This window comes from Mycetocola reblochoni REB411 (assembly GCF_900163835.1).
Lineage (GTDB): Bacteria > Actinomycetota > Actinomycetes > Actinomycetales > Microbacteriaceae > Mycetocola_B > Mycetocola_B reblochoni.
This window is the reverse complement of record NZ_FUKR01000004.1, coordinates 1-24,742: the sequence shown is the minus strand read 5'-3', so window position 1 is coordinate 24,742 and position 24,742 is coordinate 1. Positions and strand designations below refer to the sequence as shown.

26 protein-coding genes and 1 pseudogene are annotated in these 24,742 nt (G+C 71.3%); 4 read left to right on the top strand and 23 right to left on the bottom strand.

What is annotated here, in order from left to right:
- Positions 1 to 14: 14 nt before the first annotated feature.
- The 3 genes from alr to glmS are packed head-to-tail and all read right to left on the bottom strand — an operon-like array spanning position 15 to position 3,349.
- Positions 15 to 1,136 carry an alanine racemase gene (gene alr / locus FM119_RS00545; protein WP_087135745.1) on the bottom strand — a complete coding sequence of 374 codons (1,122 nt, stop codon included), beginning with the start codon at positions 1,134 to 1,136 and terminating at the stop codon, positions 15 to 17.
- The gene (locus FM119_RS00540) at positions 1,133 to 1,489 is read right to left on the bottom strand and encodes a holo-ACP synthase (protein ID WP_087135744.1); all 357 of its coding nucleotides are present in this window, start codon (positions 1,487 to 1,489) and stop codon (positions 1,133 to 1,135) included. The genes alr and FM119_RS00540 overlap by 4 nt, the downstream gene beginning before the upstream one ends.
- 9 nt (positions 1,490 to 1,498) lie before the next feature.
- On the bottom strand, positions 1,499 to 3,349 hold the full coding sequence (gene glmS / locus FM119_RS00535) for a glutamine--fructose-6-phosphate transaminase (isomerizing) (RefSeq protein ID WP_087135743.1): 1,851 nt from the start codon (positions 3,347 to 3,349) through the stop codon (positions 1,499 to 1,501).
- Between the two features lie 34 nt (positions 3,350 to 3,383).
- Here glmS and coaA point away from each other — a divergent pair, with 34 nt between their 5' ends.
- Positions 3,384 to 4,334: a type I pantothenate kinase gene (gene coaA / locus FM119_RS00530; protein WP_087135742.1), complete on the top strand. Its 951-nt coding sequence runs from the start codon at positions 3,384 to 3,386 to the stop codon at positions 4,332 to 4,334.
- Here the strand turns inward: coaA and FM119_RS00525 are convergent.
- Positions 4,298 to 4,876 carry a hypothetical protein gene (locus tag FM119_RS00525; protein ID WP_245827148.1) on the bottom strand — a complete coding sequence of 193 codons (579 nt, stop codon included), beginning with the start codon at positions 4,874 to 4,876 and terminating at the stop codon, positions 4,298 to 4,300. The two genes, coaA and FM119_RS00525, sit on opposite strands and share 37 nt — an antisense overlap.
- Before the next feature lie 378 nt (positions 4,877 to 5,254).
- Here FM119_RS00525 and FM119_RS00520 point away from each other — a divergent pair, with 378 nt between their 5' ends.
- The gene (locus tag FM119_RS00520; RefSeq protein WP_087135741.1) at positions 5,255 to 6,145 is read left to right on the top strand and encodes a glycine betaine ABC transporter substrate-binding protein; all 891 of its coding nucleotides are present in this window, start codon (positions 5,255 to 5,257) and stop codon (positions 6,143 to 6,145) included.
- A 113-nt stretch (positions 6,146 to 6,258) separates the two neighbouring features.
- Here FM119_RS00520 and FM119_RS00515 read toward each other — a convergent pair whose 3' ends face one another.
- From FM119_RS00515 to aztB, 4 genes are all read right to left on the bottom strand, one after another.
- The gene (locus tag FM119_RS00515; RefSeq protein ID WP_087135740.1) at positions 6,259 to 7,479 is read right to left on the bottom strand and encodes a hypothetical protein; all 1,221 of its coding nucleotides are present in this window, start codon (positions 7,477 to 7,479) and stop codon (positions 6,259 to 6,261) included.
- A gap of 134 nt (positions 7,480 to 7,613) precedes the next feature.
- The gene (aztC, locus tag FM119_RS00510) at positions 7,614 to 8,603 is read right to left on the bottom strand and encodes a zinc ABC transporter substrate-binding protein AztC (RefSeq protein WP_087135739.1); all 990 of its coding nucleotides are present in this window, start codon (positions 8,601 to 8,603) and stop codon (positions 7,614 to 7,616) included.
- Positions 8,603 to 9,808: a hypothetical protein gene (locus FM119_RS00505; protein WP_087135738.1), complete on the bottom strand. Its 1,206-nt coding sequence runs from the start codon at positions 9,806 to 9,808 to the stop codon at positions 8,603 to 8,605. The genes aztC and FM119_RS00505 overlap by 1 nt, the downstream gene beginning before the upstream one ends.
- Positions 9,805 to 10,674: a zinc ABC transporter permease AztB gene (gene aztB, locus FM119_RS00500; RefSeq protein ID WP_245827147.1), complete on the bottom strand. Its 870-nt coding sequence runs from the start codon at positions 10,672 to 10,674 to the stop codon at positions 9,805 to 9,807. The genes FM119_RS00505 and aztB overlap by 4 nt, the downstream gene beginning before the upstream one ends.
- Positions 10,675 to 10,719: 45 nt before the next feature.
- Between aztB and FM119_RS00490 the strand changes: the two are divergent.
- Positions 10,720 to 11,387: pseudogene (locus FM119_RS00490) on the top strand (metal ABC transporter ATP-binding protein).
- Positions 11,388 to 11,494: 107 nt separating this feature from the next.
- Here the strand turns inward: FM119_RS00490 and glmM are convergent.
- The 15 genes from glmM to FM119_RS13775 all read right to left on the bottom strand — a co-directional run bounded on the left by glmM (position 11,495) and on the right by FM119_RS13775 (position 23,079).
- Entirely contained in the window at positions 11,495 to 12,862 is a 1,368-nt protein-coding gene (gene glmM, locus FM119_RS00485) for a phosphoglucosamine mutase (protein WP_087135735.1), read from the bottom strand.
- Between the two features lie 16 nt (positions 12,863 to 12,878).
- Complete coding sequence (rpsI, locus tag FM119_RS00480; protein WP_087135734.1) at positions 12,879 to 13,361, bottom strand: 30S ribosomal protein S9; 483 nt, start codon at positions 13,359 to 13,361, stop codon at positions 12,879 to 12,881.
- Positions 13,362 to 13,393: 32 nt separating this feature from the next.
- Positions 13,394 to 13,840: a 50S ribosomal protein L13 gene (gene rplM, locus FM119_RS00475; protein ID WP_087135733.1), complete on the bottom strand. Its 447-nt coding sequence runs from the start codon at positions 13,838 to 13,840 to the stop codon at positions 13,394 to 13,396.
- A 180-nt stretch (positions 13,841 to 14,020) separates the two neighbouring features.
- A complete protein-coding gene (truA, locus tag FM119_RS00470) occupies positions 14,021 to 14,935 on the bottom strand; it encodes a tRNA pseudouridine(38-40) synthase TruA (RefSeq protein WP_087135732.1) in 915 nt (304 codons plus the stop codon).
- Between the two features lie 38 nt (positions 14,936 to 14,973).
- Positions 14,974 to 16,023, bottom strand: a complete 1,050-nt coding sequence (locus FM119_RS00465; RefSeq protein WP_087135731.1) for a GNAT family N-acetyltransferase — start codon at positions 16,021 to 16,023, stop codon at positions 14,974 to 14,976.
- 132 nt (positions 16,024 to 16,155) lie between these two features.
- A complete protein-coding gene (gene rplQ / locus FM119_RS00460) occupies positions 16,156 to 16,665 on the bottom strand; it encodes a 50S ribosomal protein L17 (RefSeq protein ID WP_087135730.1) in 510 nt (169 codons plus the stop codon).
- Between the two features lie 47 nt (positions 16,666 to 16,712).
- Positions 16,713 to 17,702: a DNA-directed RNA polymerase subunit alpha gene (locus FM119_RS00455; protein WP_087135729.1), complete on the bottom strand. Its 990-nt coding sequence runs from the start codon at positions 17,700 to 17,702 to the stop codon at positions 16,713 to 16,715.
- Positions 17,703 to 17,827: 125 nt separating this feature from the next.
- The gene (gene rpsK, locus FM119_RS00450) at positions 17,828 to 18,226 is read right to left on the bottom strand and encodes a 30S ribosomal protein S11 (RefSeq protein ID WP_087135728.1); all 399 of its coding nucleotides are present in this window, start codon (positions 18,224 to 18,226) and stop codon (positions 17,828 to 17,830) included.
- A 43-nt stretch (positions 18,227 to 18,269) separates the two neighbouring features.
- Positions 18,270 to 18,644 carry a 30S ribosomal protein S13 gene (rpsM, locus tag FM119_RS00445; protein ID WP_087135727.1) on the bottom strand — a complete coding sequence of 125 codons (375 nt, stop codon included), beginning with the start codon at positions 18,642 to 18,644 and terminating at the stop codon, positions 18,270 to 18,272.
- Positions 18,645 to 18,797: 153 nt separating this feature from the next.
- Positions 18,798 to 18,911, bottom strand: a complete 114-nt coding sequence (gene rpmJ / locus FM119_RS00440; protein ID WP_087135726.1) for a 50S ribosomal protein L36 — start codon at positions 18,909 to 18,911, stop codon at positions 18,798 to 18,800.
- Positions 18,912 to 18,980: 69 nt separating this feature from the next.
- Positions 18,981 to 19,202: a translation initiation factor IF-1 gene (gene infA / locus FM119_RS00435; protein WP_087135725.1), complete on the bottom strand. Its 222-nt coding sequence runs from the start codon at positions 19,200 to 19,202 to the stop codon at positions 18,981 to 18,983.
- Positions 19,203 to 19,556: 354 nt separating this feature from the next.
- On the bottom strand, positions 19,557 to 20,711 hold the full coding sequence (locus FM119_RS00430; protein WP_087135724.1) for a mannitol-1-phosphate 5-dehydrogenase: 1,155 nt from the start codon (positions 20,709 to 20,711) through the stop codon (positions 19,557 to 19,559).
- Positions 20,711 to 21,148, bottom strand: coding sequence for a PTS mannitol transporter subunit IIA (locus FM119_RS00425; protein ID WP_087135723.1), 438 nt, complete (start codon positions 21,146 to 21,148; stop codon positions 20,711 to 20,713). Before FM119_RS00425 ends, FM119_RS00430 begins: the two co-directional genes overlap by 1 nt.
- Before the next feature lie 60 nt (positions 21,149 to 21,208).
- Positions 21,209 to 22,741: a PTS mannitol transporter subunit IIBC gene (locus FM119_RS00420; RefSeq protein ID WP_087135722.1), complete on the bottom strand. Its 1,533-nt coding sequence runs from the start codon at positions 22,739 to 22,741 to the stop codon at positions 21,209 to 21,211.
- Positions 22,738 to 23,079: a PTS sugar transporter subunit IIB gene (locus FM119_RS13775; protein ID WP_087135721.1), complete on the bottom strand. Its 342-nt coding sequence runs from the start codon at positions 23,077 to 23,079 to the stop codon at positions 22,738 to 22,740. The genes FM119_RS00420 and FM119_RS13775 overlap by 4 nt, the downstream gene beginning before the upstream one ends.
- 230 nt (positions 23,080 to 23,309) lie before the next feature.
- Here FM119_RS13775 and FM119_RS00410 point away from each other — a divergent pair.
- Positions 23,310 to 24,742: BglG family transcription antiterminator (locus tag FM119_RS00410; RefSeq protein WP_179205140.1), on the top strand; the 1,433-nt coding region annotated here is incomplete at its 3' end.

Sequence of the window (24,742 nt, the reverse complement as noted above, 5' to 3'; positions counted from 1 at the left end):
CTCGCCCTCGTCGATCACCGCGCGACCGTCCCGCCGCGGTACACCCGCCCGGGCCTGGCGCCCATCCGGGTGACGATCTCGTAGTTGATGGTGTTCGCCGCGTCGGCCCAGCGCTCGACCGCCGGCTCGCCGCGGGACGGGTCGCCGAACAGCACGGCCTCGTCGCCGACGGCGACCGCGTCGTCCCCGGTCTCGACGACGAACTGGTCCATCGCGATCCGGCCGCGCTGCGGGTACTCGCGCCCGCCGATGGTGACGACCCCCGCCGTGGAGGCCTGCCTCGGCACGCCGTCCGCGTAGCCGAGGGGGACGAGCGCGAGGCCGGTCTCCCGCTCCGTCCTGTGCAGGTAACCGTAGGAGACGCCGTGCCCCGCGGCCACGCGGCGGACGGCGATCACCGTGGCGCGCAGCGACATCGCGGGCCGGAGCCCGAGCGCGGCGGAGTCGCGCTCGTCGTCAAAGGGGCTCAGCCCGTACAGCGCGAGCCCGATGCGCGCCGCCGTGAAGCGGGACTCGGGCAGGTCGATGGCCGCGGCACTGGCTGCCGCGTGCACGAGCTCGGGGTCGAGCCCGGCCGCCCGCGCCGCGTCGACGCCGGACCGGAACAGCGCGAGCGCCTCGCGGTCGTCCTCCGGCGAGGTGTTGGACAGGTGGGTCATCACCCCCGCGACGCGGAAGCCGTCGGACGCCCCCGCCGCCTCCAGCTGCGCCGCCCGCGCGAACACGCCCGGCCAGTCCCCCGGCGCGATGCCGTTGCGGCCGAGCCCCGTCTCGAGCTTCAGGTGCACCGTCGCGCCGGCCTCCGCCGCACGCTCGAGCTGGCGGGCACTGGACACGCCCAGCTCGATGCCACGCCGGGCGGCGCGGTCGAACGGCGTGTCCGGGCCGTGCAGCCAGCAGAGCAGCCGCGCGTCGATCCCGGCGTCACGGAGCAGCTCCGCCTCGGCGAGCTCCGCCGTGGCCAGCATCGCCGCCCCGCCGCGGAGTGCGGCCTCCGCCGCGGGGAGCGCACCGTGGCCGTAGCCGTCGGCCTTGACCACGGCGATCAGCGCCGCCCCGTCGAGCACCTCGACCATGCGCCGGGTGTTCGCCTCGATCGCGTCGAGGTCGACCACGACCTCACGGAAACCGTTCATCGTTCTCCCTCCGCCACCACGAAGGCGGTCGCCACCCCGGCGTCATGGGACATGGACACGTGGATCCGGGTGATGCCGCGCCCGCGGACGCGGCCGGCCGTCTCCCCGCTCGTCACGAACACCGGCTCCCCCTGGACGCCGTTGCGCACCGTCATCTCCTGCCAGCGGACGCCGTCCGAACCGCCGAGCGCCTTGATGAGCGCCTCCTTCGCGGCGAAGCGGCCGGCGAGCGAGCGCAGCGGCAGCCCCCGCTCCTCCGCCGTGAACAGCCGGGCCACCAGCCGCGGGGTACGCGTGACGGCGCGCTCGAAGCGCGCCAGGTCGACGACGTCGACCCCGATCCCCACGATCATGCCGACCGGCTACTCGACGGTGACGGACTTGGCGAGGTTGCGCGGCTGGTCGACGTCGAGCCCCTTCGCCGACGACAGCTCCATCGCGAACACCTGCAGCGGGATCACGGCGAGCAGCGGCTCGAAGAACGGCGCGGCCAGCGGGATGCGGATGACCTCGTCGGCGAATGGCAGCACCGCGACGTCGCCCGTCTCGGCGATGGCGATGACGCGCGCGCCCCTGGCCCTGATCTCCTGGATGTTGGAGACCACCTTCGAGTGCATCGTCTCGGAGCCGCGGGGGCTCGGCACGACGACGAAGACCGGCTGCCCCGGCTCGATGAGCGCGATCGGGCCGTGCTTGAGCTCACCGGCGGCGAAGCCCTCGGCGTGGATGTAGGCGAGCTCCTTGAGCTTGAGCGCGCCCTCGAGCGCGATCGGGTACCCGACGTGCCGCCCGAGGAAGAGGATCGCCCTCGAGTCGGCCATCCAGTGCGCCAGACGGGCGACCTCGGCGGTCTCCGTCTCGAGGATCTGCCGGATCTTCGCCGGAACGGCGAGCAGCTCCTCCGTCTGGGCGGCGATGGCGTCGGCGTCGAGCGTTCCGCGGACCCGGGCCAGGTGCAGGCCGAACAGGTACAGGGCGGTGATCTGCGCGACGAAGGCCTTCGTCGATGCCACGGCGACCTCGGGCCCGGCGTGCGTGTAGACCACGGCGTCGGACTCCCGGGGGATGGTCGCCCCCTGGGTGTTGCAGATCGAGAGGGTCTTCGCCCCGTGCTCCGCCGCGTACTTGACGGCGAGCAGCGTGTCCATGGTCTCGCCGGACTGGCTGATCGACACGACCAGGGTCTCGGGCGTGATGATCGGGTCCGAGTAGCGGAACTCGTGGCTGAGCTGCACCTCGACGGGAACCCTCGCCCAGCGCTCGACGGCGTACTTCCCGACCTGCCCGGCGTAGGCGGCGGTGCCGCTCGCCACGACGACGATTCGGTCGATGCGCGCGAACAGCTCGTCGAGCCCGGCGAGCTCGTCGATGTCGACGACGCCCTCGTGGACGCGGCCGAGCGTGGTGTTGAGCACGGCCTCCGGCTCCTCGTTGATCTCCTTGGCCATGAAGGACGACCAGCCGCCCTTCTCCGCCGCCGACGCGTCCCACTGAACGTCAAATTCGGCGTTCTCGACCGGGTTGCCCTCGAAGTCGGTGATCTCGACGCTCGACGGGGTGATGGTGACGATCTGGTCCTGGCCGACGGCGAGCGCGCGGCGCGTGTACGCCACGAAGGCCGCGACGTCGGAGCCGAGGAAGTTCTCGCCCTCGCCGAGGCCGATCACCAACGGGGAGTTGCGACGAGCGCCGACGACGACGTCCGGCTCGTCCGCGTGCACGGCCAGAAGCGTGAACGCGCCCTCGAGCCGGGACACGACCTGGCGGAACGCCGCCGTGAGCGACCCCGTCTCGCGGTACGCCTTGCCGATGAGGATCGCGGCGACCTCCGTGTCGGTCTCGCTGAGGAAGGCGTAGCCCTCCTCGATCAGCTCGGTCTTGAGCGCGTGGAAGTTCTCGATGATGCCGTTGTGGATCAGGGCGAGGCGACCGTTGTCGCCGAGGTGCGGGTGGGCGTTGACGTCGGTCGGTCCACCGTGCGTGGCCCAGCGCGTGTGCCCGATGCCCGTGCCCGAGCGGGGAAGGGGCGCGGCGTCGAGGACAGCCGTCAGCGCCGAGAGCTTGCCCGCCTTCTTCGCCGTGGCGAGGGTGCCGTCCTCGGCGATCACGGCGACGCCCGCGGAGTCGTACCCCCTGTACTCGAGCCGTGTCAGTCCCCCGACCAGGACCTCGCTGCTGTCCCGCTGTCCTACGTATCCGACGATTCCACACATGGCGTCAACACTACCTGCAATAGGATGAACGCCTATGTCAGATGCGAGCGCGCCGCAGAGCTCCCACCGCTCTCCGTTCATCGACGTGGACAGGGACCACTGGGCCGGGCTGGCGCCCGAGCTGGAGCAGCCGCTCCGCGAGACGGAGATCGTCCAGCTGCGCGGTCTCGGCGACCGCATGGACATGCGGGAGGTCGCGGAGGTCTACCTGCCGCTGTCCAAGTTCATCAGCCTCTACGCCGAGAACGCCGTCCACCTCAACACCGCCACCGAGCGGTTCCTGCGCAGTTCCCGCGAGCGCACGCCGTTCGTCATCGGCGTGGCCGGCTCCGTCGCGGTCGGCAAGTCGACGGTGGCGCGACTGCTGCGGGAGCTGCTGTCCCGCTGGCAGGGCACTCCGCACGTCGAGCTGGTCACGACCGACGGCTTCCTCTACCCGAACGCCGAGCTGGAGCGGCGAGGCCTGATGGGGAAGAAGGGCTTCCCCGAATCCTATGACCGGCGGGCGCTGCTGCGCTTCGTGTCGGAGGTCAAGTCCGGGGCAACCGAGGTGCGCGCCCCGTTCTACTCGCACCTGAGCTACGACATCGTGCCCGACGCGAGCGTCGTCGTACGCCGCCCGGACGTGCTCATCGTCGAGGGCCTCAACGTGCTGCAGCCGCCGACCGGCGACGGGCGCCTCGCGCTCAGCGACCTGTTCGACTTCAGCATCTACGTCGACGCCAGGACCTCGGACATCGCCACCTGGTACGAGGAGCGCTTCATCGCCCTGCAGCGCGGCGCCTTCACCAACCCGAACTCGTACTTCCGCGTCTACGCCGACCTCAGCGAGGAGCAGGCACGCGACAGGGCCCGCTCATTCTGGTCGACGATCAACGAGCCCAACCTGCTCACCAACGTGCTGCCGACGAGGGCGCGCGCCGACCTGGTGCTGCGCAAGGCGAGCGATCACACGGTGCGATCGGTGCTCGTCCGCAAGATCTGAGCCCTCCCGCGCGCGGCACGAGCGACGGGAAGGACGAGCGCCGTCACGAGCGCGACGGCGCTGACGGCGTAGAGCGGCACCGCCCACGGCGACACGTCGCCTCCACCGATCGCGAAGGCGTCCGCGAGGCTCATGCCCGCGCCGAAGGACGCGATCCAGTAGGCGGGCGCGCCGCCGACGAGTCCGAGGCTGACGAACAGCAGCACCGTGGTCGGCCTCGGCCGTCCGGCCAGGGTGGCCACCACGATGACCACCGCCAGTCCGGCCCCGACCACCGCGAACGTGACCGGCGGCCAGGCGTCGATCCGCTCCCCTCTGGTGGCCATGACGGCTCTGATCTGATCCAGCTCCATCCCCGGAACGGCCGCGAGCGGATTGAGCACGAGGATCTGAGCGAGGCCGAGGGCGGCGTAGCCGATCGTCACGACCGCGCCGATCACGGCCACGGCGACCGCGGCGGACCGCGAGGAAACGGCTCCTCTCCCCCCGGCCTCGGCGGGCGCGGGGGCGGTCTGACGAGGCTGCGCGGGGTGGTGGTCCATGAGCAGACGGTACACCGCGACGCGCCCGGGCGGCCGTGGTGGACGACGCCCCCGCGACGCCCGCGCAGGCACTGGGATCCGCAGGGGGCTCCCGCCCCTCGGGCGGGGAGCCGCCGAGGACCGGCTTGCTAGCGTTGGTCCCGGCCATCCCAGGCCGGACACGGACGCGAGTGACCGTCGACGCGACGGACAGGCGTACGGTGACCACGTCGCGAGCGCATCCGCATCGCAGCCGGCAATCCCTCAACGGTTCGAGGCCCCGGCCCTGACGTCCCTCACCCGTCCAGGACTGAGTACCCCCGCGGTACCGCCTGAACGACACCGGCGGTGCCGCCCGACGGCCGCCGCTGCGCGGCCAGAAACGGATCACCCACCACCATGAGAATCCGACCTGCCGCGACGATCGCGACGATCGCCGCCGGAACCCTCGCCCTGACCGCGTGCAGCGGTCAGGCCACGTCCACCACGGAGAACGGCGATGCCTCCGACATCTCCATCGCCGTCGTCCACGGCTGGGACGAGGGCATCGCCGTCAGCGTGCTCTGGGAGGCGGTCCTGGAGGAGAAGGGCTACGACGTCGACCTCGAGTACGTCGACATCGCGCCCGCGTTCACCGGCCTCGCCGGCGGCGACTTCGACGTCTTCATGGACTCCTGGCTGCCGAACACCCATGCGGCCTACATCGACGAGTACGGCGACGACATCACCGAGCTCGGCGTCTGGAACCGCGAGGGCCGCAACGTCATCGCGGTCAACGCCGACGCCCCGATCGACTCGCTCGAGGAGCTCGCCGACAACGCCGAGCTGTTCGACAACCGCCTGGTCGGGACCGACCCCGGCGCCGGGCTGACGGCGATGACGACGGAGAAGGCGATCCCCCAGTACGGCCTGGAGGACATGGAGTTCCTCGTCTCGTCGTCGCCGTCGATGCTCGCCGAGCTCGACGGGGCGATGGCCGAGGGGCGCAACATCGTCGTCACGCTCTGGCAGCCGCACTGGGCGTACAGCAGCTACGAGCTGAAGAACCTCGAGGACCCGCTCGGCGCGATGGGCGGCGACGAGGACATGACGAGCTTCTCGCGCGAGGGCTTCGCCGACGACGCCCCCGTCGCTGCGGGCTGGCTGAGCGACTTCACCATCGACATGGACACGCTCGCCTCACTCGAGGAGCACCTCATCGTCGGCAACGAGACCGCGGAGTACGACGGGCGCATCGCGGAGTGGATCGCCGACAACAGGGAGTGGGTCGACTCGCTGACCTCCTCCTGACCTGCCGACGCGCCGACGCGCAGCACCGCGGCCGGGACCCTCTCGGGTCCCGGCCGCGGCGTGTCCGGACGGGCCTCCCCATGTCACAGGCCGTCCGGGGTCTCTGTTCGAGCTCAGCCGGTGATGCCGACCAGCTCGTTCGGGGTGCCCTCGAGCTCGGCGGTCGCGAGGACCTCACCGCTGGAGGGGTCGACCGCGTAGACGGTGTTCGTCGCCGTGTCGGTCGCGTAGGCGACGCCGTCGAGCACGGTCAGGCCGGGGTGCGACTCCTGCCACTCGCTGGGGCTCTCCCATGCGCCGAAGAGCTCATGGCTGGCGGTCACCTCTCCGGTCGCCTCGTCGACCACGTGCAGGGCGCCGTCGGAGCCGAGCAGAAGCAGGTCGCCGTCGGCGCTGCGCGCTGCACCGCGCCAGGTGTAGCTGACGCCCTCGGGCAGCTCGATGCGCTCGAGCGTCCCGGCCTCGGTGTCGATGCGGGCGAGCTCGGTGAGCAGGTAGCCCTCCGAGTCGGGGTCGGAGTTGTAGTCGCCGAAGGCGATGGGCGACTCCTCCGACACGTACAGGTTGCCGATGCGACCGTAGTCGGTCGGGCTGTCGAGCTTGGTGAACGCGCCGTCCTCGACGACGAGCGCCCCGTTCTCGCAGCCGAACACCGCGATCTCGCCCTTCACGGTCCCCTCACCGTGCACGGAGGGGCAGTCCTCGCTGCGCGACAGCTCGGTCTCGTGGTCGGAGTCGAGCAGGCGCACGCCGCTGCGCTCCTCGCTCGTGCCGAGCGTGGACAGCAGGGTGCCGTTGGTGAGCTCGATCGCGACACCGTGGTGGGCGTGCTCGGAGGTCACGATCGTCGCGTCGACGTCGTCGGCGCTGTCCACGTCGCGGAGGGCCTCCGAGTCGAACAGCGTGATGTCTCCCGTGCCGTCGGCGAACAGCACGGTGCGGCCGCCGTGGCGCACCACGTGACCGGCCGCCTCGGCGGGGAAGAGGATGTCGGTGATCGCGGGCTCGCCGCTCTGGGCCGAACCGGAGTCGTCCGTCCACGATCCCGTGTCGAGGGCGCGGAAGCCCTCGGTGGTGGTGATCATCGCGTGACGGCCGTCCCCGGCAGGGTTCAGCCGGTTGAACCCCTCGAGCGGCAGGTCGGCGAGCTGCTCGAGGCTGGTCGCGTCGAGCACGTAGATGCCGCCGTCGTAGGTCAGCGCGATGCGGCCGCCCGGCTCGGCGGCGGCGTCGGTCGAGGCCGCGTCCGGCTGGGCGGCGGAGCTGCAGCCGCTGAGCAGGAGCGCCCCGAGGGCCGTGGAGGCCAGGAGGGTGCGGGTGGTGCGTGATGTCATCGTTCTCTTTCTCTTCTCGGTGCTGGCGGCTGTGCCGCCCGGGTCTGCCCTGTGGTGCGGGCGTGGGGTCGTGGGACGGTCCGTGTGGACGGGTGGTCGTGCGGGTGCGGGTGCGGGTGCGGGCGTGGGAGTGGTCAGTCCGCGCCGAGGCCCGCAGAGATCCGCTCGGTGTTCGTGTGCATCATCTCGAGGTAGCTGGCCGCGCCCGGCTGGGTCTCGCTGAGCGACTCGGTGAACAGGCTGACGACCTGGACGTCGATCCCCGCCTCCTCGGCGAGCACCTGGACGAGGCGGTCCGGCTGCGAGGAGTCGGCGAAGATGGTCGGGACGCCGGCCTCCCTGATGGTCGCCGCCAGCCCGGCGAGGTCCGAGGCGCTCGGCGCGGCGAGCGTGGTCCCGCTCGGCAGGACGGCACCGAGCACGCGGAACCCGTAGCGCTCGGCGAGGTAGGCGAACACGTGGTGGTTCGTCACGAGCGCCTTGCGGTCCTCGTCGATCCGGCCGAAGGCGGCGGTCATCTCCTCGTCGAGGTCGGCGAGCTGAGCGCGGTAGGCCGCGGTGTCCTCCTCGAGCCGTGCGGCGTCGACGCCAGGCACGGCTGCGAGGGCGTCAGCGATCGCGACGACGGCGTCGTCCATGCGCGCCGGATCGGTCCAGAAGTGCGGGTCGGGCTGGCCCTCGCTGTCGCCGGCCTCGACGCCGTACACGAGGGTCTCGACGTGGTCGCCCGCGGCGAGGACCGGCACACCGGCCGCCCCCGCCTGGTCGAGGTGCTGCTGGAGACCCTCCTCGAGGCCGAGGCCGTTGCTGACGACGAGCTCGGCGTTGCCGAGCATCTCGGCCTCCTGCGCGGAGATCTCGAAGGAGTGCGGGTCGGCGTCCGGCTTCATGAGGGTGACCACCTCGGCCTGGCTCCCGACGATCTCCTCGACGACGTCGCCGAGGATGTTGGTGCTGACCACGACGACCGGGCCGTCGTCGGCCGTGCCCGTGCCCGCCGCCGAGCAGCCGGCGAGGCCGATGGGGAGCAGCAGCGCCAGTCCGGCGGCCAGGGGGCCCCCACGGCGCCGTGCGCGTCGTGTCGCCCGGGTCGTCGTGGTGCGGCGGGCCGCGACGGCGCCCATCAGGCACCCACCTGGACGAGTGCCGTGGCGCCGGCGACGGCGAACTCGCGGGACACCCGCGCGTCGTCGGCGTAGTCGATCTCTGCCACACCGTCGCCGGTGAGCAGATAGGCCCTGGACCGGTCCACGACGAGGCCGGGCGCGCCGGGGAGCGCCCCCTCGGCCGCGGTGGCCTCGACCGTGGCGGTCAGCTCGCCGTCCGTGTAGACGTGGAGCGCGCCCGCCGTGTCGACGGCGAGGACGTGCCCGGCGTCGTCGTCCGCTCCGACCACCGTGCCGAGCGCCGTGTCCGTGCGGGTGAGCTCCCACTCACCGGTGCGGGTGTTGACCTGCCAGTAGCCGGCGTCGCCCGCCGGTGCCGTCAGCACCGGGCGCAGCGCCCTCCCCGCCAGCGCAGCCGAGGCGCGCGGGCCCTCGGGGCGCTCCACACGCTCGGTCGTGATCCCGTCGTCCCCCTCGCCCACGCGGATCGCGTCGTCGGCGCAGTCGACGACGATCCCCGCCCTGGTCTGCGCGGTGACGCCGAGCGCGTCGCAGGTGACGGCCTCGGCCACGGCGGTGCCGTCGCCGCCGTAGCGGAGCAGGTGCGCGTCGGCGGAGTCGTCCTCGACCGGCTCGACGACGACGACCTCGCCGTCGAGCGGGTAGGCCGCCCCCTCCCCCGGTGTGCCGGGGATGGACCCGGTCTCCACGATCTCGCCCCGGCCGAGTGCCTCCCGGTCGAGCAGCGTCACCTGACCGGTTCCCGCGGAGCGCAGGACGACGACGCTCTCACTGGAGGCGATCGAGCTCACCTCCTGCTCGAGCGTGCCGACGGATCGCGCCGGGGCGCGGTAGTAGTGCTGGTGGTCTCCGTGGTCCACCGTCCAGACGCCGCTGTCGACGATCTCCGTGCCGCCGTCGCGACCGAGCACGACGAACCGCCCGTCGGAGCCGATCGACGCGATCCCTGCGCCGTCGGTGACGTCCTCGACCGCCTCGGTGGCCAGGTCGGTGAGGGCGACCCCGCCGTCGCCGACGGTGACGAGCCCCGTCTGCGGTTCGCTGAGCTCCTCGGCCCCAGCGACGTAGCCGTGCCCGGGGGCGTCGGATGCGGTGGACGATGCCGAGCCGGACGGCTCGCCGCCGGTGGTCGTGGAGCACCCGGCGAGGAGGGGGACGGTCAACAGGCCGAGGACGAGGGGAAGTGTGCGCGATCGCGTCACGTGGTTCCTTCCGGGATGGGGAGTCGGGCGACCGGCCCGACGGCGGCGGCGCGCGAGCGCCGAGGGGTGAGGATGAGGGCGATCGGGTACGCGCCGACGGCGACGATCGCGATCGAGGCTCCCGCCGCCGTGCCCGCTTGCCAGGACACGAGCAGGCCGACGACGACGGACGCCGTCCCGATGACGGCCGCGCCGGCCATGGTGGCGGTCACACTGCGTGCACGGCGGCGGGCGGCGGCCGCCGGACCGAGCAGCAGTGCGACGACCAGGAGCGTGCCCACGGCCTGCGCCGCGGAGACGACCGCCACCGCGACGAGGGCGATGAGCCCCGCCTCCGCCCAGCGCGGCGCGAGGCCGAGGGTCCCGGCGATCCGGTCGTCGACGCTGAGCGCGAGGAACGCCCTGTGGCCGATCGCCGCGAGCGCGACGGTGACGATCACGCCGCCGGCGAGTGCCACGAGGTCGGCCATGCGGATGGCGAGGACGTCGCCGAAGAGGATCGCGGTGAGGTCGGTGGCGAAGCTCTGCGAGTGGGACACGATGATGACGCCGAGGGCGAGCATGCCGGCGAACAGCAGGCCGATCGCCGTGTCGCCGGACAGCCGTCCGCGCCGCGAGAGCGCGCTCACGCCCGCCCCCATCACGGCGGCGCTGGCGGCCGCGCCGACCATCGGCGGCCAGCCCAGCAGGCCGGCGATCGCCACGCCCGGCAGCATGCCGTGCGAGAGCGCCTCGCCGAGGAATGCCAGTCCGCGCACGATCACCCAGGTTCCGGCGACGGCGCAGATGGCGGCGGCGAGGATCCCCCCGATCAGCGCGCGCTGCATGAAGGCGAGCTGAAGCGGGGCGAGGAGGTCGTCGAGCACGCGTTCACACTACATGATAATGATTCTCACTATAAAATCGAGGACATGTTCCACATCGCCCCCCTCCCCCCGTCCGACCCGATCGTGCTCCGCGACGTGACCGCCACCCACCGTGGAGGCCGAGGGATCCACTCCGTCGACCTCGCCCTGGCCGGCGGGAGCAGCACCGTCATCGTCGGTGGCAACGGAGCGGGCAAGTCCACGCTACTCGACGTCCTCTCGGGAGGGATGCGGCCCGAGTCCGGCGACCTCGGCCGCCTTCCCGCCGTGCTCGCGGCCGGGCCGTCGCCCTCGTTCCCCAGCACAGCCAGGTCCCCGCTGGCCTGCCGCTCACCGTGCGCGGACTCGTGTCGATGGGGCGCTGGGCGCACACCGGCCCGTGGCGTCGCCTGCGCGGCGACGACATCGACGCCGTCGCCCGGGCGATGACGGCCCTTGAGATAGCGCCGCTCGCCGACAGGGACGTCGATGCGCTCTCCGGAGGGCAGCGTCAGCGCGCCCTCGTCGCGCGCGCTCTCTGCCAGGAGCCGGAGCTGCTCCTGCTGGACGAGCCCACATCGTCCATGGACGAGCACTCGCGCGGCCTCATCGCCACCACCGTCACCGCCCTGTCCGGTGCGGGGGTGACCGTCGTACAGACGACCCACGACGCCGCCGTGATCACCTCGGCCGAGCGGGTGGTGCGGCTCGAGGACGGCCGTGTCGCCGCCTAGCGCCGGCGGCGACACGCCACCGCCGTGGATGGCGCCACGAACGCCGGACGGCCGCGAGGGATGTCTCCCCCGAGGCCGCCCGGGCCGTGTCCTGCTGCGCGTCGGCCTCAGCCGACGGAGAGCCGCTCCTTCACCACGGCGGCGAGGGCCTCGGCGTGCAGTGTCGCCGTCTCCTCCGTCTCCGCCTCGACCATGACGCGCACCAGAGGCTCGGTGCCGCTCGGACGCAGCAGCACCCGACCGGAGTCGCCGAGCTCCGCCTCGACCGTCGCCACGGTCGCCGCGATCACCTCGTCGGCGTCGAGCAGCTCGCGCTCCACACCCCTGACGTTGATCAGGCGCTGCGGGTAGACCGTCATCACCGAGGCCAGCTCGGCCAGGGTCTTGCCCGTCCGCGCCATCTCCGCCACCAGGTGCAGTCCCGTCAGCGGGCCGTCGCCCGTCGTCGCGAAGTCGCTCATGATGACGTGACCCGACTGCTCCCCTCCGAGCGAGAAGCCGCCCGCGGCCATGCCCTCGAGCACGTAGCGGTCGCCGACGCCCGTCTGCACCAGCGTGATGCCGTGCTCGGCCATCGCCAGGCCGAGGCCCAGGTTGCTCATCACCGTGGCGACGAGCGTGTCCTTCGCCAGCTGGCCCCGCTCCTTCATCGCGACGGCGAGGATCGCCATGATCTGGTCGCCGTCCACGACGGCGCCGCTGGCGTCGACGGCGAGGCAGCGGTCCGCGTCGCCGTCGTGGGCGATCCCGATGTCCGCCCCGAGGTCGACGACGGCGCGCTGCAGCGGCTCCAGGTGCGTCGACCCGACGCCCTCGTTGATGTTGAGACCGTCCGGCTCGTTGCCGATGACCGTGACCTCGGCGCCCGCGTCCTTGAAGGCGTCCGGCGCGAGCCCGGAGGCGGCGCCGTTGGCGCAGTCGAGGACGACGTGCAGCCCCGAGAGATCCCTGTGCGGGAGCGTGGACAGCAGGTGGAGGACGTAGCGGTCCTCCGCGTCGGAGAAGCGGCGGATGCGTCCGACGTCAGCCCCTGTCGGCAGGAGGTGCTCGGCACCGAGGAACGCCTCGATGCGCTCCTCGACCTCGTCGGGCAGCTTGCGCCCGCCGAAGGCGAAGATCTTGATGCCGTTGTCGGCGGCCGGGTTGTGCGACGCGGAGATCATCACGCCGAAGTCGGCCTTGATGTCCGCGACGAGGAACGCCGCGGCCGGCGTGGGGATGACACCGGCGTCGAGCACGTCGACGCCGCTCGAGGCCAGGCCCGCGGCGACCGCGGCCCCGAGGAACTCGCCCGAGACACGGGGGTCCCGTGCGAGGACGGCGACGGGGCGCACCCCGCGCGCACGGCGCTCCTCAGCACGACGGCCCCGCCCAAGCACCACTGCGGTGGCTTGGGCGAGGCCGAGGGCGAGGTCCGCCGTCAGGACGCCGTTCGCGAGGCCGCGAACACCGTCGGTACCAAACAGACGACCCATGGGGTGATACCCCGGATCAGCGCTTCGAGAACTGCGACGCCTTGCGGGCCTTCTTGAGACCGGCCTTCTTGCGCTCGATGACGCGCGCGTCACGGGTGAGGAAGCCGGCCTTCTTGAGGGCGGGACGGTTGTTCTCGCGGTCGATCTCGTTGAGCGCACGAGCGATCGCCAGGCGCAGCGCGCCGGCCTGACCCGAGGGGCCACCGCCGGAGATGCGGGCGATCACGTCGTAGCTGCCGTTCAGCTCGAGGAGCGTGAAGGGGTCGGTGATCAGCTGCTGGTGCAGCTTGTTGGGGAAGTAGTTGGCCAGTTCACGGCCGTTGACCGAGAAGGTGCCGGAGCCGGGGACGAGCCGCACGCGGGCGATGGCCTGCTTGCGGCGGCCGACGGCTGCGCCCGGAACGTTGACCACGCGAGGAGCGGCAGCGGCCGCCTCGGTGCTCGACTGGGTGCTGTAGCTCTCCGGAGCCTGGTCGATGGAGTCTGCGATGTTCGCCACGTCAATAATCCTTAAAGTCTGTGTTCCGGTGCTTACTGGGCGACCTGGTCGAGGGTGAAGGTCTTCGGCTGCTGCGCGGCGTGGGGGTGCTCGCCACCGGTGTAGACCTTGAGCTTCTTCAGCTGGGCGCGGCCGAGGCTGTTCTTGGGGAGCATGCCGCGGATGGCCTTCTCGACGGCGCGGACCGGGTTCTTCTCCAGCAGCTCGGCGTAGCCGACAGCCTTGAGGCCGCCCGGGTAGCCCGAGTGACGGTAGGCGACCTTCTGCGCGGCCTTCTGGCCGGTCAGCGCGACCTTGTCGGCGTTGACGATGATGACGAAGTCACCCATGTCCATGTGCGGGGCGAAGGTCGGCTTGTGCTTGCCGCGGAGCAGGGCCGCCGCGTGGCTGGCCAGACGGCCGAGGACGACGTCCTCTGCGTCGATGACGAGCCAGTCGTGCTGGACATCAGCGGCCTTCGGGGAGTAAGTGCGCGTCACAGTAGTGCTGCTTTCTTGATCGTAGGTTGGACGTTCGTGAATCCCGCTCCGGCCGGAGTTCCGAATGGAACGCCGTGAGGTGGAGGGCTCAACCACGGGGTCCGGCCACGGGAGCCGGCACACCAAGAATCTAGGTTACGCGATGATCGGACCCCTGGCAAACGTCGCGCCGATGCACGGTCACCGGCGGGGGTCGGCGTGCACCGGCCCGGACAGGGTGCGCCTGGCCCTGGTCAGCTCGGCCCTGGCGCGCAGCTCATCGTCGTCGGGGTAGCCCACCTCGACCAGGTCGAGCCCTCGCGCGGGCATGGCGGAGGCGAACTGGCGCCGTGCGGGAACGGCGAGCGCGTCGCGCAGCTCGTCGAGCGTCCGACCCCCCTCACCCACGGCGACGACACCGCCGACGAGGGAACGGACCATCGAGTGGCAGAAAGCGTCAGCCCGGAGCTCGGCGACGAGCACGCCGTCCCCGTCGCGCTCCCAGCGGAAGTCCTGCAGGGTGCGGATCGTCGTCGCCCCCTCCCTCGGCTTGCAGAAGGTGAGGAAGTCGTGCAGGCCGACCGTGGCGCGCGCCGCACCATCGAGCGCCGCGTCGTCGAGTGCCCGGCCGTGCCAGTGGGTCCTGTGCCTCTGCAGCGGATCGCGGGCGCTCCCCCTGTCGGCGATGCGGTAGCGGTAGCGCCGCCAGAGCGCGGAGAATCGGGCGTCGAAGCCCTCGGGCGCGGGGACGACGGAGCGCACGACCACGTCGCTGTTCCGGCCCAGCACGCCGTTGAGCGCCCGGTGCAGCGCTTCCGCCGGCTCACCGGAGCCGCGTCTCCCGCGCCCGCGGACCAGGGCGCGCGCGTGGTCGGCCGGCAGGTCGAGCTGCGCGACCTGCCCGCTCGCGTGCACCCCGGCGTCCGTCCTACCCGCGACGACGAGTCGGACCGGCGCGAACCGGTCACCGGAGAGGCGGGACACCGCCGCCTCGAGGACCCCCTGCACGGTGCGCTTGCCCGGTTGTGCCGCCCAGCCGGAGAACGCGGTGCCGTCGTAGGCGAGGTCGAGGCGGAGACGCTGCGGAGCGGGGTCGGATGCTGCGGGCTCGGTCACCCGTTCATGCTACCCAGCGTCGGACGCGGCGAGACGCGTCAGTACTCCCTGACGAAAGCCAGCTCGCGCGTTCCCGCGACGAAGCCCCACCGGCCGTACAGCTCATCGGCGCCGGTCGGGCTCGCGGAGTCGACGTCGAGCAGGGCCTGCTGGTAGCCCGCGTCGCGGATGGCGGTGAGCACCTCCCCGATGATCGCCGGGGCGACGCGTCGGCCCCTCGCCTCGCGCGAGACACCGATGTAGTCGATGTACGCGCTCGTGTAGCCCTGAGCCTCCCAGTCCTGCTCGTTGAGCTCGACGAGCCCGAAGCCCACGACCCGCCGGTCATCGCCCTCGCCGACGACCGCCACACGCGAGAGGTCGTAGCGGAACGCCGGGGCGTCGACCATGACGCTCCACTCCTCCGGGAGAGTCGGCTGGGATCCCCAGTGGTCGCGGAACGAGTCGTTGCGGGACCGCCGCGCGGAGTCGGCCAGCGCCGGCTCGAAGGGGACGATACGGAGCCCGTCCTCGGCCGCCCTGGGCTCGACCCTGTCGATCGGCTTTGCGACGTCACGGTGCATGCCGACGAAGTAGCGCGTGAGCGGGGCACCGACGCGGGCGAACAGCGCGGGGGCGGAGGCGTTGCCCTCGGGGCAGAACAGCATGCTCCAGCCCGGCACGTCCGCGGTCACGGTTGCCAGCTGCTGCCGCGAGCGCTCCAGCTGCCAGCGCAGCAGCTCCCTGCCGATCCCCCGCCCGCGGGCTTCCGGGATGACGCCACCGGAGAGGTACGACTGCGCTCGCGTATCGGCGCCGGGGTCGAGGGCGACGAGCCCGTAGGCGACCAGCACACCGGCGGCGTCGAAGCCGAGGACGCTGTCGACGGCGAGGTCGATGTGGCTGAGCGCCAGCTCCTCGGCAACGTGCCCTGCGCTGGGCAGGTGCTCGGGGCTGTCCGTCACCGCCATCGCGGTCAGAGCCCCCACCACGGCGTCCACGTCGGCGGCGGTCGCTGACCTCCACTCCGCGATGCCGGGGTGGGAGGGACGGACGGGCTCGGGAACGGGTCCCAGGCGCTCGGAAAGTGTGCGGGTCTGCGAGGGCATGGTGTCAACAGTACCCGCACGCGGCGCGACCGGGCGGGCGTCCGGACGACCCGACGCCTGCCATTGACAACAAGCTCGGCGGGCCCGTCACCACGAGGGTGACGGGCCCGCCGAGCGGCAGTGCTGCCGAGGCTACTTGGCGTCCTCGGCGGGGGCCTCCGCCTCGGTGGCCTCCTCGACGGGAGCCTCCTCGACGACGGTCTCCTCGGCCGGGGTCTCCTCGACGGGAGCCTCGTCGACGACCGGAGCGGCCGTCTTCTTGGCTGCCTTGACCTTGGGGGTCACGGGCTCGAGAACCAGCTCGATGACAGCCATGGGGGCGTTGTCGCCCTTGCGGTTGCCGATCTTCGTGATGCGGGTGTAGCCGCCCTGACGGTCGGCCACCTGGGGCGCGATCTCCGTGAAGAGCTCGTGCACGACCGACTTGTCACCGATGATGCCGAGCACCTTGCGGCGCGCGTGCAGGTCGCCGCGCTTAGCGAAGGTGATCAGGCGCTCGGCGACGGGACGGAGGCGCTTCGCCTTCGTCTCGGTCGTCTTGATCGACTTGTGGGTGAACAGCGCGGCCGAGAGGTTGGCCAGAAGCAGACGCTCGTGCGCCGGTCCGCCTCCGAGGCGGGGACCCTTAGTGGGCTGAGGCATTGTTGTGTATCTCCAGGATTAGAAAAGGTCGAACGATCGGGCCGAACTCAGGAGTTCTGCTCGTCGATTCCGGTGTAGAAGTGCGCGCCGTCGAAGCCGGGGACGGCGTCCTTGAGGGACAGTCCCATCTCGACGAGCTTGTCGCGGACCTCGTCCACCGACTTCTGGCCGAAGTTGCGGATGTTCATCAGCTGCGTCTCGCTCAGGGCGACGAGCTCGGACACCGTGTTGATGCCCTCGCGCTTGAGGCAGTTGTAGGAACGCACCGACAGGTCGAGGTCCTCGATCGGGATCGAGAGCTCGCCCGGCAGCTGGGCCTCGACCGGCGCGGGGCCGATCTCGATGCCCTCGGCCTGGTTGTTGAGCTCCTTGGCGAGACCGAAGAGCTCGACGAGGGTCGAACCGGCGGAGGCGATCGCGTCGCGCGGCGAGATGGCCGGCTTCGTCTCGACGTCGACCACGAGGCGGTCGAAGTCGGTACGCTCACCGGCACGGGTGGCCTCGACACGGTAGGTGACCTTGAGCACGGGCGAGTAGATCGAGTCGACGGGGATCTGACCCGACTCGCTGAACTCGTTCCGGTTCTGGGTCGCCGACACGTAGCCACGGCCGCGCTCGATGGTCAGCTCGACCTCGAACTTGGCCGCGTCGTTGAGCGTCGCGATGACCAGCTCGGGGTTGTGCACCTCGACGCCCGCCGGAGCGGAGATGTCGGCTGCGGTCACCTGACCGGCACCGGTCTTGCGCAGGTACGCGGTGATCGGCTCGTCGTGCTCGCTCGAGACGACGAGGCCCTTGATGTTGAGGATGATCTCGGTGACATCCTCCTTCACACCGGGGATGGTGCTGAACTCGTGCAGCACGCCGTCGAAGCGGACGCTGGTCACGGCCGCGCCCGGGATCGACGACAGCAGGGTGCGACGCATCGAGTTGCCGAGGGTGTACCCGAAGCCCGGCTCCAGCGGCTCGATGACGAAGCGGCTGCGGTTCTCGGAGAGTGTTTCCTCGGTAAGCGTGGGACGCTGTGCAATGAGCACTGTTGATTCCTTTCGGCTAAGTGTCCGCCATATGACACTTGCGATGGCGAGGTATGGAGTTGCAACCCGGATGGCCGGGTGCCCGGTTCACTCAGGAACCGGGCACCCGGCCGACCGGGGACGAATCACACGCGACGGCGCTTGGGGGGACGAGCACCGTTGTGCGCCTGGGGCGTCACGTCGGTGATCGACCCGACCTCGAGGCCGGCGGCCTGGAGGGAGCGGATCGCGGTCTCGCGGCCGGAACCCGGCCCCTTGACGAAGACGTCGACCTTCTTCATGCCGTGGTCCTGCGCGCCCTTGGCTGCGGCCTCGGCGGCCTGCTGAGCGGCGTACGGGGTCGACTTGCGCGAGCCCTTGAAGCCGACGCCACCCGAGGAGGCCCAGCTGATCACGGCACCGGTCGTGTCGGTGATCGAGACGATCGTGTTGTTGAACGTGGACTTGATGTGAGCGTGGCCGGCGGCGACGTTCTTCTTGTCCTTCTTACGCGGCTTACGGACAGCCGACTTCGGTGAAGCCATTTATTTCTCCTGAATCCTGAACGGCGGGCGGGCTGCCGAAGGGCTAGCGCGCCTTCTTCTTGCCGGCGACGGTGCGCTTGGGGCCCTTGCGGGTACGCGCGTTGGTCTTGGTCCGCTGACCGCGGACGGGCAGGCCGCGACGGTGGCGGATGCCCTCGTACGAGCCGATCTCGACCTTGCGGCGGATGTCGGCCGCGACCTCGCGGCGAAGGTCACCCTCGACCTTGTAGTTGCCCTCGATGTAGTCGCGGAGGGCGACGAGCTGCTCGTCGCTGAGGTCCTTCACGCGGATGTTTCCGTCGATGCCGGTGTCCGCAAGGGTCTTCAGGGCCCGAGTGCGTCCAACACCGTAGATGTACGTCAGTGCGACTTCCACGCGCTTGTCGCGCGGAATGTCAACGCCTGCAAGACGTGCCATGGTGGCTCTCCTAGGAGTAATGGAGGTGTGGAGCAGTTCCGGTGCCCGGGCCTCCGACCCGAGGTGTCCATCCGACGGTCTCCCGCCGGATCAGATGGAACTGCCTGGTTGTGTTGTGTTGCGTTGTCCGTTGCCGCGTGACGCGGCGACGGCTTAGCCCTGGCGCTGCTTGTGGCGCGGGTTCTCACAGATGATGAGAACGCGGCCGTGGCGGCGGACGACCTGGCACTTGTCACAGATCTTCTTGACGCTGGGGTTGACCTTCATGGTTCTTCTCTTTTCGCTGTCCTCGTACCGCCACCGTGGTGGTCGCGGCCGTTACTTACAGACGACCGATTACTTGTAGCGGTAGACGATGCGCCCGCGCGTGAGGTCGTAGGGGCTGAGCTCCACGATCACGCGGTCCTCGGGCAGAATACGGATGTAGTGCTGCCGCATCTTTCCGGAGATGGTTGCCAGGACCTTGTGTCCGTTGGTCAGCTCAACGCGGAACATCGCGTTGGGCAGAGCCTCGGTCACCTGGCCCTCGATTTCGATGACGCCGTCTTTTTTGGCCATTGCCTCACTGTCACAAGTTGTCGGTCGCACTGGTCGTGCGGTTGATGGGGAACGGTGCCGGACGCCCGAAGACGACGCGCCGGAAGCGCGCATAAAGCACCAAAGAATGATCTTATGCCACAATGCCCGCTCGCGCCAGCTCGCGTGTCGCCCCGGTCGCTCGGTGTCGAGCGTCGACGGTGCGTGCGCGGCACGGCGAGCACGCCGCCGCGGACGCGGCTGGGGCGCCCGCGATCCGCAGGCGCCCCAGTGCACGCGGGCGATGCCCGCGAACGCACTCCCCTCCGGTGACGTCCCCCTGATGAAGGCCGACGGGAGTGCGGGTGTGTTCCGGCCGGGACCCGGCCGGACGGCTCAGTCGGCGGGGAGGTCCGCCTCGTCGGCACGGCGGAAGGCATCGACGAGGGCCGCGTAGAGCGGCTCGCCCTCGGCCACCCCGGTGACGCGGGTCACCGCTGCCTCCGGAGTGAGCTCGGCCCTGATCCGCCGCAGCTGCTCGACCTCGTCGTCGCCCGCGGGGTCGAACGCCAGCACGGCCGGCACGATCGACAGCAGCGCGGTCGGCTCGATGCCGTGGTCCGCGAGCCGGCGTGCGGGGGCGATGAAGCGCTCCCCCGCACCGAGCTTGCGCAGCGGCGCCCTGCCCACACGCACGGTCGTGTCCGGTAACGCCCTGTTCGCGAAGCGCTGCAGGACGGTGGCCCGATAGTCCCCGAGCGCCTCCGCCCCGAAGCCGTGCTCGGCGATCAGGAGTGCGCTGGTCTCGGCGAGCACCGCCTCGACGCGCGCGGCGATCTCCGGCACGGCGATCGCGTCGGCGATGGACTCCACACCCGCGGCGTAGCCGAGGTACGCGACGGTCGCGTGACCGGTGTTCACCGTGAACAGCTTGCGCTCGATGTACGGTCCGAGGGCGTCCACCGGGTGGGCGCCGGGGATCTCGGGCGCGTCCGTGCGGTCGCCGCGCTCGATCGTCCACTCGTGGAACGCCTCGACGGTGACGTCGGCGCCGTCCGGGTCCTGGGCCGGCACGATCCTGTCGACGGCCGTGTTCGCGAACACGGAGCGGCGGGCGACCTCGTCGGCCCTGTCGCCCGCCTCGACGGCGACGGCCTCGGCCAGCTGGGCGCTGGCACCGACCGCGTTCTCGCAGGCCATCACCCAGACCGGTGCCGCGTCGGCGGGACGCGCGAGGATCCCCGCGGCGATCGCCGGCGCGATGCGCGGAAGGATGCTCGGCCCCACGGCGGTCGTGACCACGTCCGCGCGGGCGATGAGCTCGACGAGTTCCTCCCCCTGGGTGACGGAGTTGACCGCACGCACCCCCGTGACGCTGTGCTCGCGGGCGCCCTGGCCGACCTCGTGGACGGCGTATCCGCCCAGCCGGTTGATCGTGTCGACCATGTCCGCGTTGACGTCGGCGAAGACGACCTCGTAGCCGGCCTCGGCCAGCAGAAGGCCGATGAATCCGCGGCCGATGTTGCCCGCACCGAAGTGGACGGCGAGCATCAGGCGCCGATCCCGTCGAACAGCGCGAACAGCGCGTCCTCGTCCGGCGCGTCGCGGAGCGCCTGGACGCTGTCCTCCTCCGAGAACAGGATGGCGATGCCGCTGAGCAGCTCGAGGTGCCCGCCGTCGGCTCCCGCGATCCCGATGACGAAGCTGACCGGCTCGCCGGCCCAGTCGATCGGCGTCTCGTAGCGGGTCACCGAGAGCGCCGAGCTGCGCACCTCGTCCTTCGCCTCGTTCGTGCCGTGCGGGATCGCCAGGCCGTTGCCCATGAACGTCGAGACGGTGGCCTCGCGCTGCAGCATCGCCTCGACGTAGGGCGGGGTCACCGCTCCGGCCTCGACGAGCTGGGCCCCGGCCGCGCGGATCGCGCTGTCCCTGTCGCTTGGCCCCGTGACGATGCGGACGCGGTCGCGGGTGAGGACGTTTCCTGACATGTGCTTCTCCTTGTGTGGACGGTTGACGGCGGTCGGAGCCCGCGCGACGGCGGGGCCGGCTCAGCCCTGGGCGCGCAGCTGCTCCACGATCTCGGTGTAGCGCGGCGAGTTCATGAAGTTGTCGACGGACACGTGCTGGGCCGTCGGGTCCTTCTGCCTGGCCCTGTCGGTGAGCTCGCGCTGCGTGACGATCAGGTCGGCGGTGCCGTCGAGGTTGGCGATGGCCGCGTTGGTCACGCTCACCCCCTCGATCCCTGCCTTCGTGACCATGTTGCGCAGCACGGAGGCTCCCATCGCGCTGGAGCCCATCCCGGCGTCGCAGGCGAAGATGACCTTCTCGACCCGGCGGTGCGCCTCGGCGCGGTCGACGGCGGGCTCGGCGACCACGCCGGCGGCCGGTGCGCCGGCCGGTGCGGCGGCCGAGGTGTTCAGCGTGCCGAGCACGCTCGACTCCTTGCCCTTGTTCGCCGAGGTGGCGGCGACGGCGGCGCTGAGGTCACCGGCGTTGCCGGAGGCCAGGTCGCGCTTGCGGCTGGCGGCCAGGATCGCGCCGCAGACGAGGAACGACACGAGGGCGGAGAGCACCACGGACAGGATCACGCCGAGGTGGCTTCCGGGGGCGGTCATCGTCAGGACGGCGATGATCGAGCCGGGGGACGCGGCCCCGGACAGGCCGGAGCCGAAGATCACGTTCGTGGCGATACCCGTCGCGCCACCGGCGATGAGGCCGAGGAGAAGGACCGGCTTGGCCAGCACGTACGGGAAGTAGATCTCGTGGATGCCGCCGAGGAACTGGATGACGATCGCGCCCGGCGCCGTCGCGCGCGCCGCGCCGAGGCCGAAGACGGTGAAGGCGATGAGCATGCCCAGACCGGGTCCGGGGTTGGCCTCGACCAGGTACAGCAGCGAGCGACCCTGCTCGGCGGCCTGGCTCGACGCCAGCGGGGTGAGGACGCCGTGATTGATCGCGTTGTTGAGGAAGAGCACCTTCGCCGGCTCGACGATGATGCTCGCCAGCGGCAGCAGGCCGGCGTCGAGCAGGGCGTTGACGCCGGCGCCCAGCCAGTCGGTGATCGTGCGGATGACGGGGCCGACCGCGAAGAAGCCGACGACCGCCATGATGGCCCCGAAGATGCCCGCGGAGAAGTTGTTGACCAGCATCTCGAAGCCGGCCTTGACCTTGCCGTCCCACAGCCGGTCGAGCTGCTTCATCAGCCACGCCGCGAGCGGGGCCATGACCATCGCACCGAGGAACATCGGGCTGCCGCCGTCGAACATCGGGTCGCCGATCGACGACATGATGACGCCCGTCGTCGCGATGGTGGCCACGACGGAGCCGCGGGCGCCGTGGATGATGCGCCCGCCCGTGCTGGCGATCAGCAGCGGGAGAAGGAAGTACAGCATCGGTGCGACCATCGAGCTGATCTGCTCGTTCGGAAGGTAGCCCTCCGGGATGAACAGGGCGGTGATGAGTCCCCACGCGATGAACGCGGCGATGTTCGGCATGACCATTCCGGAGAGGAACGTGCCGACCTTCTGCACTCCGGTGCGGAGTCCGCGGGTCTTCCCCGCGCTCTCTGACGTCGTCGTCATTGTCTGTGTCCTTCGTTCTGTGGGGCGGTGCCGCCCCGTGCTGTGTCGTGCTCTGCGGTGATGCTGTCGAGAACCGCGGCCGCCTGCGCGCGGTCGGTGATGGTCGTGCCGAGTTGCACGACCCGAGCGTCCGGCGCCGCCAGCCTCACCCGGTCACGCTCACCGCTGAGGTGCGCTCCGAGCAGGATGACGTCGCTGTCGTCGGGCCGGAGCAGCACGGCGGGCAGGGTGCTCACCGTGATGGTGGCGGCCAGTCCCCGTGCGGCGGCCTCGCGGCGCAGGTGCAGCGCAGCGAAGGTGCTCGAGGCGCCGGCAGCGCACAGCACGGAGATCTTCATCGATGGCATCCTCAGGGTTCTCTGGTCCTGCCAGTGTGCTCCCGGCGGACCCGGGGGGCCACCCGTTTCGCTTCCGCCGGGCAGGAAGCCGGCTCGGAGCGTCCACCGTTCGCCCGGCTCGACGTGGTTGACTTCCCTGTGGGCTCCCCGGGATCGACGGCGGGGCAGGGCGCACCTCGCGCGTCCACGAACGATCATGCGACCCCGTGGCGCGGATGGGAGGCACGGCGATGGCCCGCTCTCGTCGCGCGCAGGTACTCACCCTCCTGACGGAGGCGGGGACCTGGCTGCCCGCCGCCTCGATCGCCGACGCCCTCGGCGTCAGCACCCGGAGCGTCCGTGGCTACGTCCAGTCGCTGCGGGACGACGACGGCCACGGCATCGAGTCGGGGGCCGCGGGCTACCGGCTGAGGTCGACGGCCGCGGCACCGACAGCGGCACCGACGGGCGACGTCTCGCCCGAGCACAGGGCCACCCGGCTGCTCCGCGACCTGCTCAGGGACGCCGCCGGCGTCGACGTCGCCGACAGGGCCCTGACCGAGCACCTCAGCGGGTCCACCATGGAGGCCGACCTGGCACGGGTGCGCCAGCGCCTGGAGAACACCGGCCTCCGCCTCGAGCGGAGCGGGTCGCGGGTGCGTCTGGCCGGACCGGAGCACGCCCAGCGCCTGGCTTTGCTCGAGCTGTTCCGCGCCGAGAGCGTCACGGGCGAGGCGCCGCTCGACTCCGCCCTCGGCAGCGTCGACCGTTCCGCGCTCGCGAAGGTGAAGACCGCGATCCTCGCCGGCGTCGACGCGGTCGAGCACCGGATCAACGAGTACGGCCTCGACGACTTCCTCCTGCATCTCGCCGTGGCCGCCGACCGGGCAGGGGGCGCCGATTCGCGATCGGCCCCCACCGCCGCTCCGGTGACGCGCACACCGCCCGTGGCACCGCCGTCTCCGGAGTCATCGGTGCCGCCGGTGGCGCCAGGCCAGCAGGTGACGCCGGACCCGCAGCCGACACCGGCCCTCGTCGGACGGATCGACGTCGGCGCCCTGATCAGGGACGAACTCGGCATCGAGCTTCCCCCCGCCGATGTCGACCACCTCGCCCGGGTGCTCAGCACCAGGGCCGTCACGGCGGAGGGCACCGCAGGGGACGCGGACACCGCCGATGCCCTCCCCGGCACGCTCGCCGACACGGTCGGCGCGATCGTCGCCTCACTCGGTCGCGAGTACGGCCTCGACCTCGCCGACCCCGGCTTCCTCCGGCGCCTCACCGCGCACGTCGCCAACCTCGTCGAGCGCTCGGCCGACGCCTCCCCCGGCCGCAACCCGCTCGCCGCGACGATGAAGACGAGCTACCCGATGATCTACGACGTCGCGGTCAGGCTGAGCGGCGCGATCGCCGACGCGACGGGCATCACCGTCGGCGACGACGAGATCGCCTACATCGCCCTCCACCTGGGCGCGCAGCTCAACCGGAGCCTCGGCGCCGACGCGCGACTGCCGATCACCGTGATCGCCCCGGGCTATCTCGACCTGTACACGGGGATCGTCGACGGCCTGCTGCGCCGCTTCGGCGACGACGTGCGCATCAGCACCGTGGTCACGCGGACCGATGTCCCGTGGGGCGAGCTCGACGACCCCCTCGTCATCAGCGCCGCCCCGCTGCCCCAGCC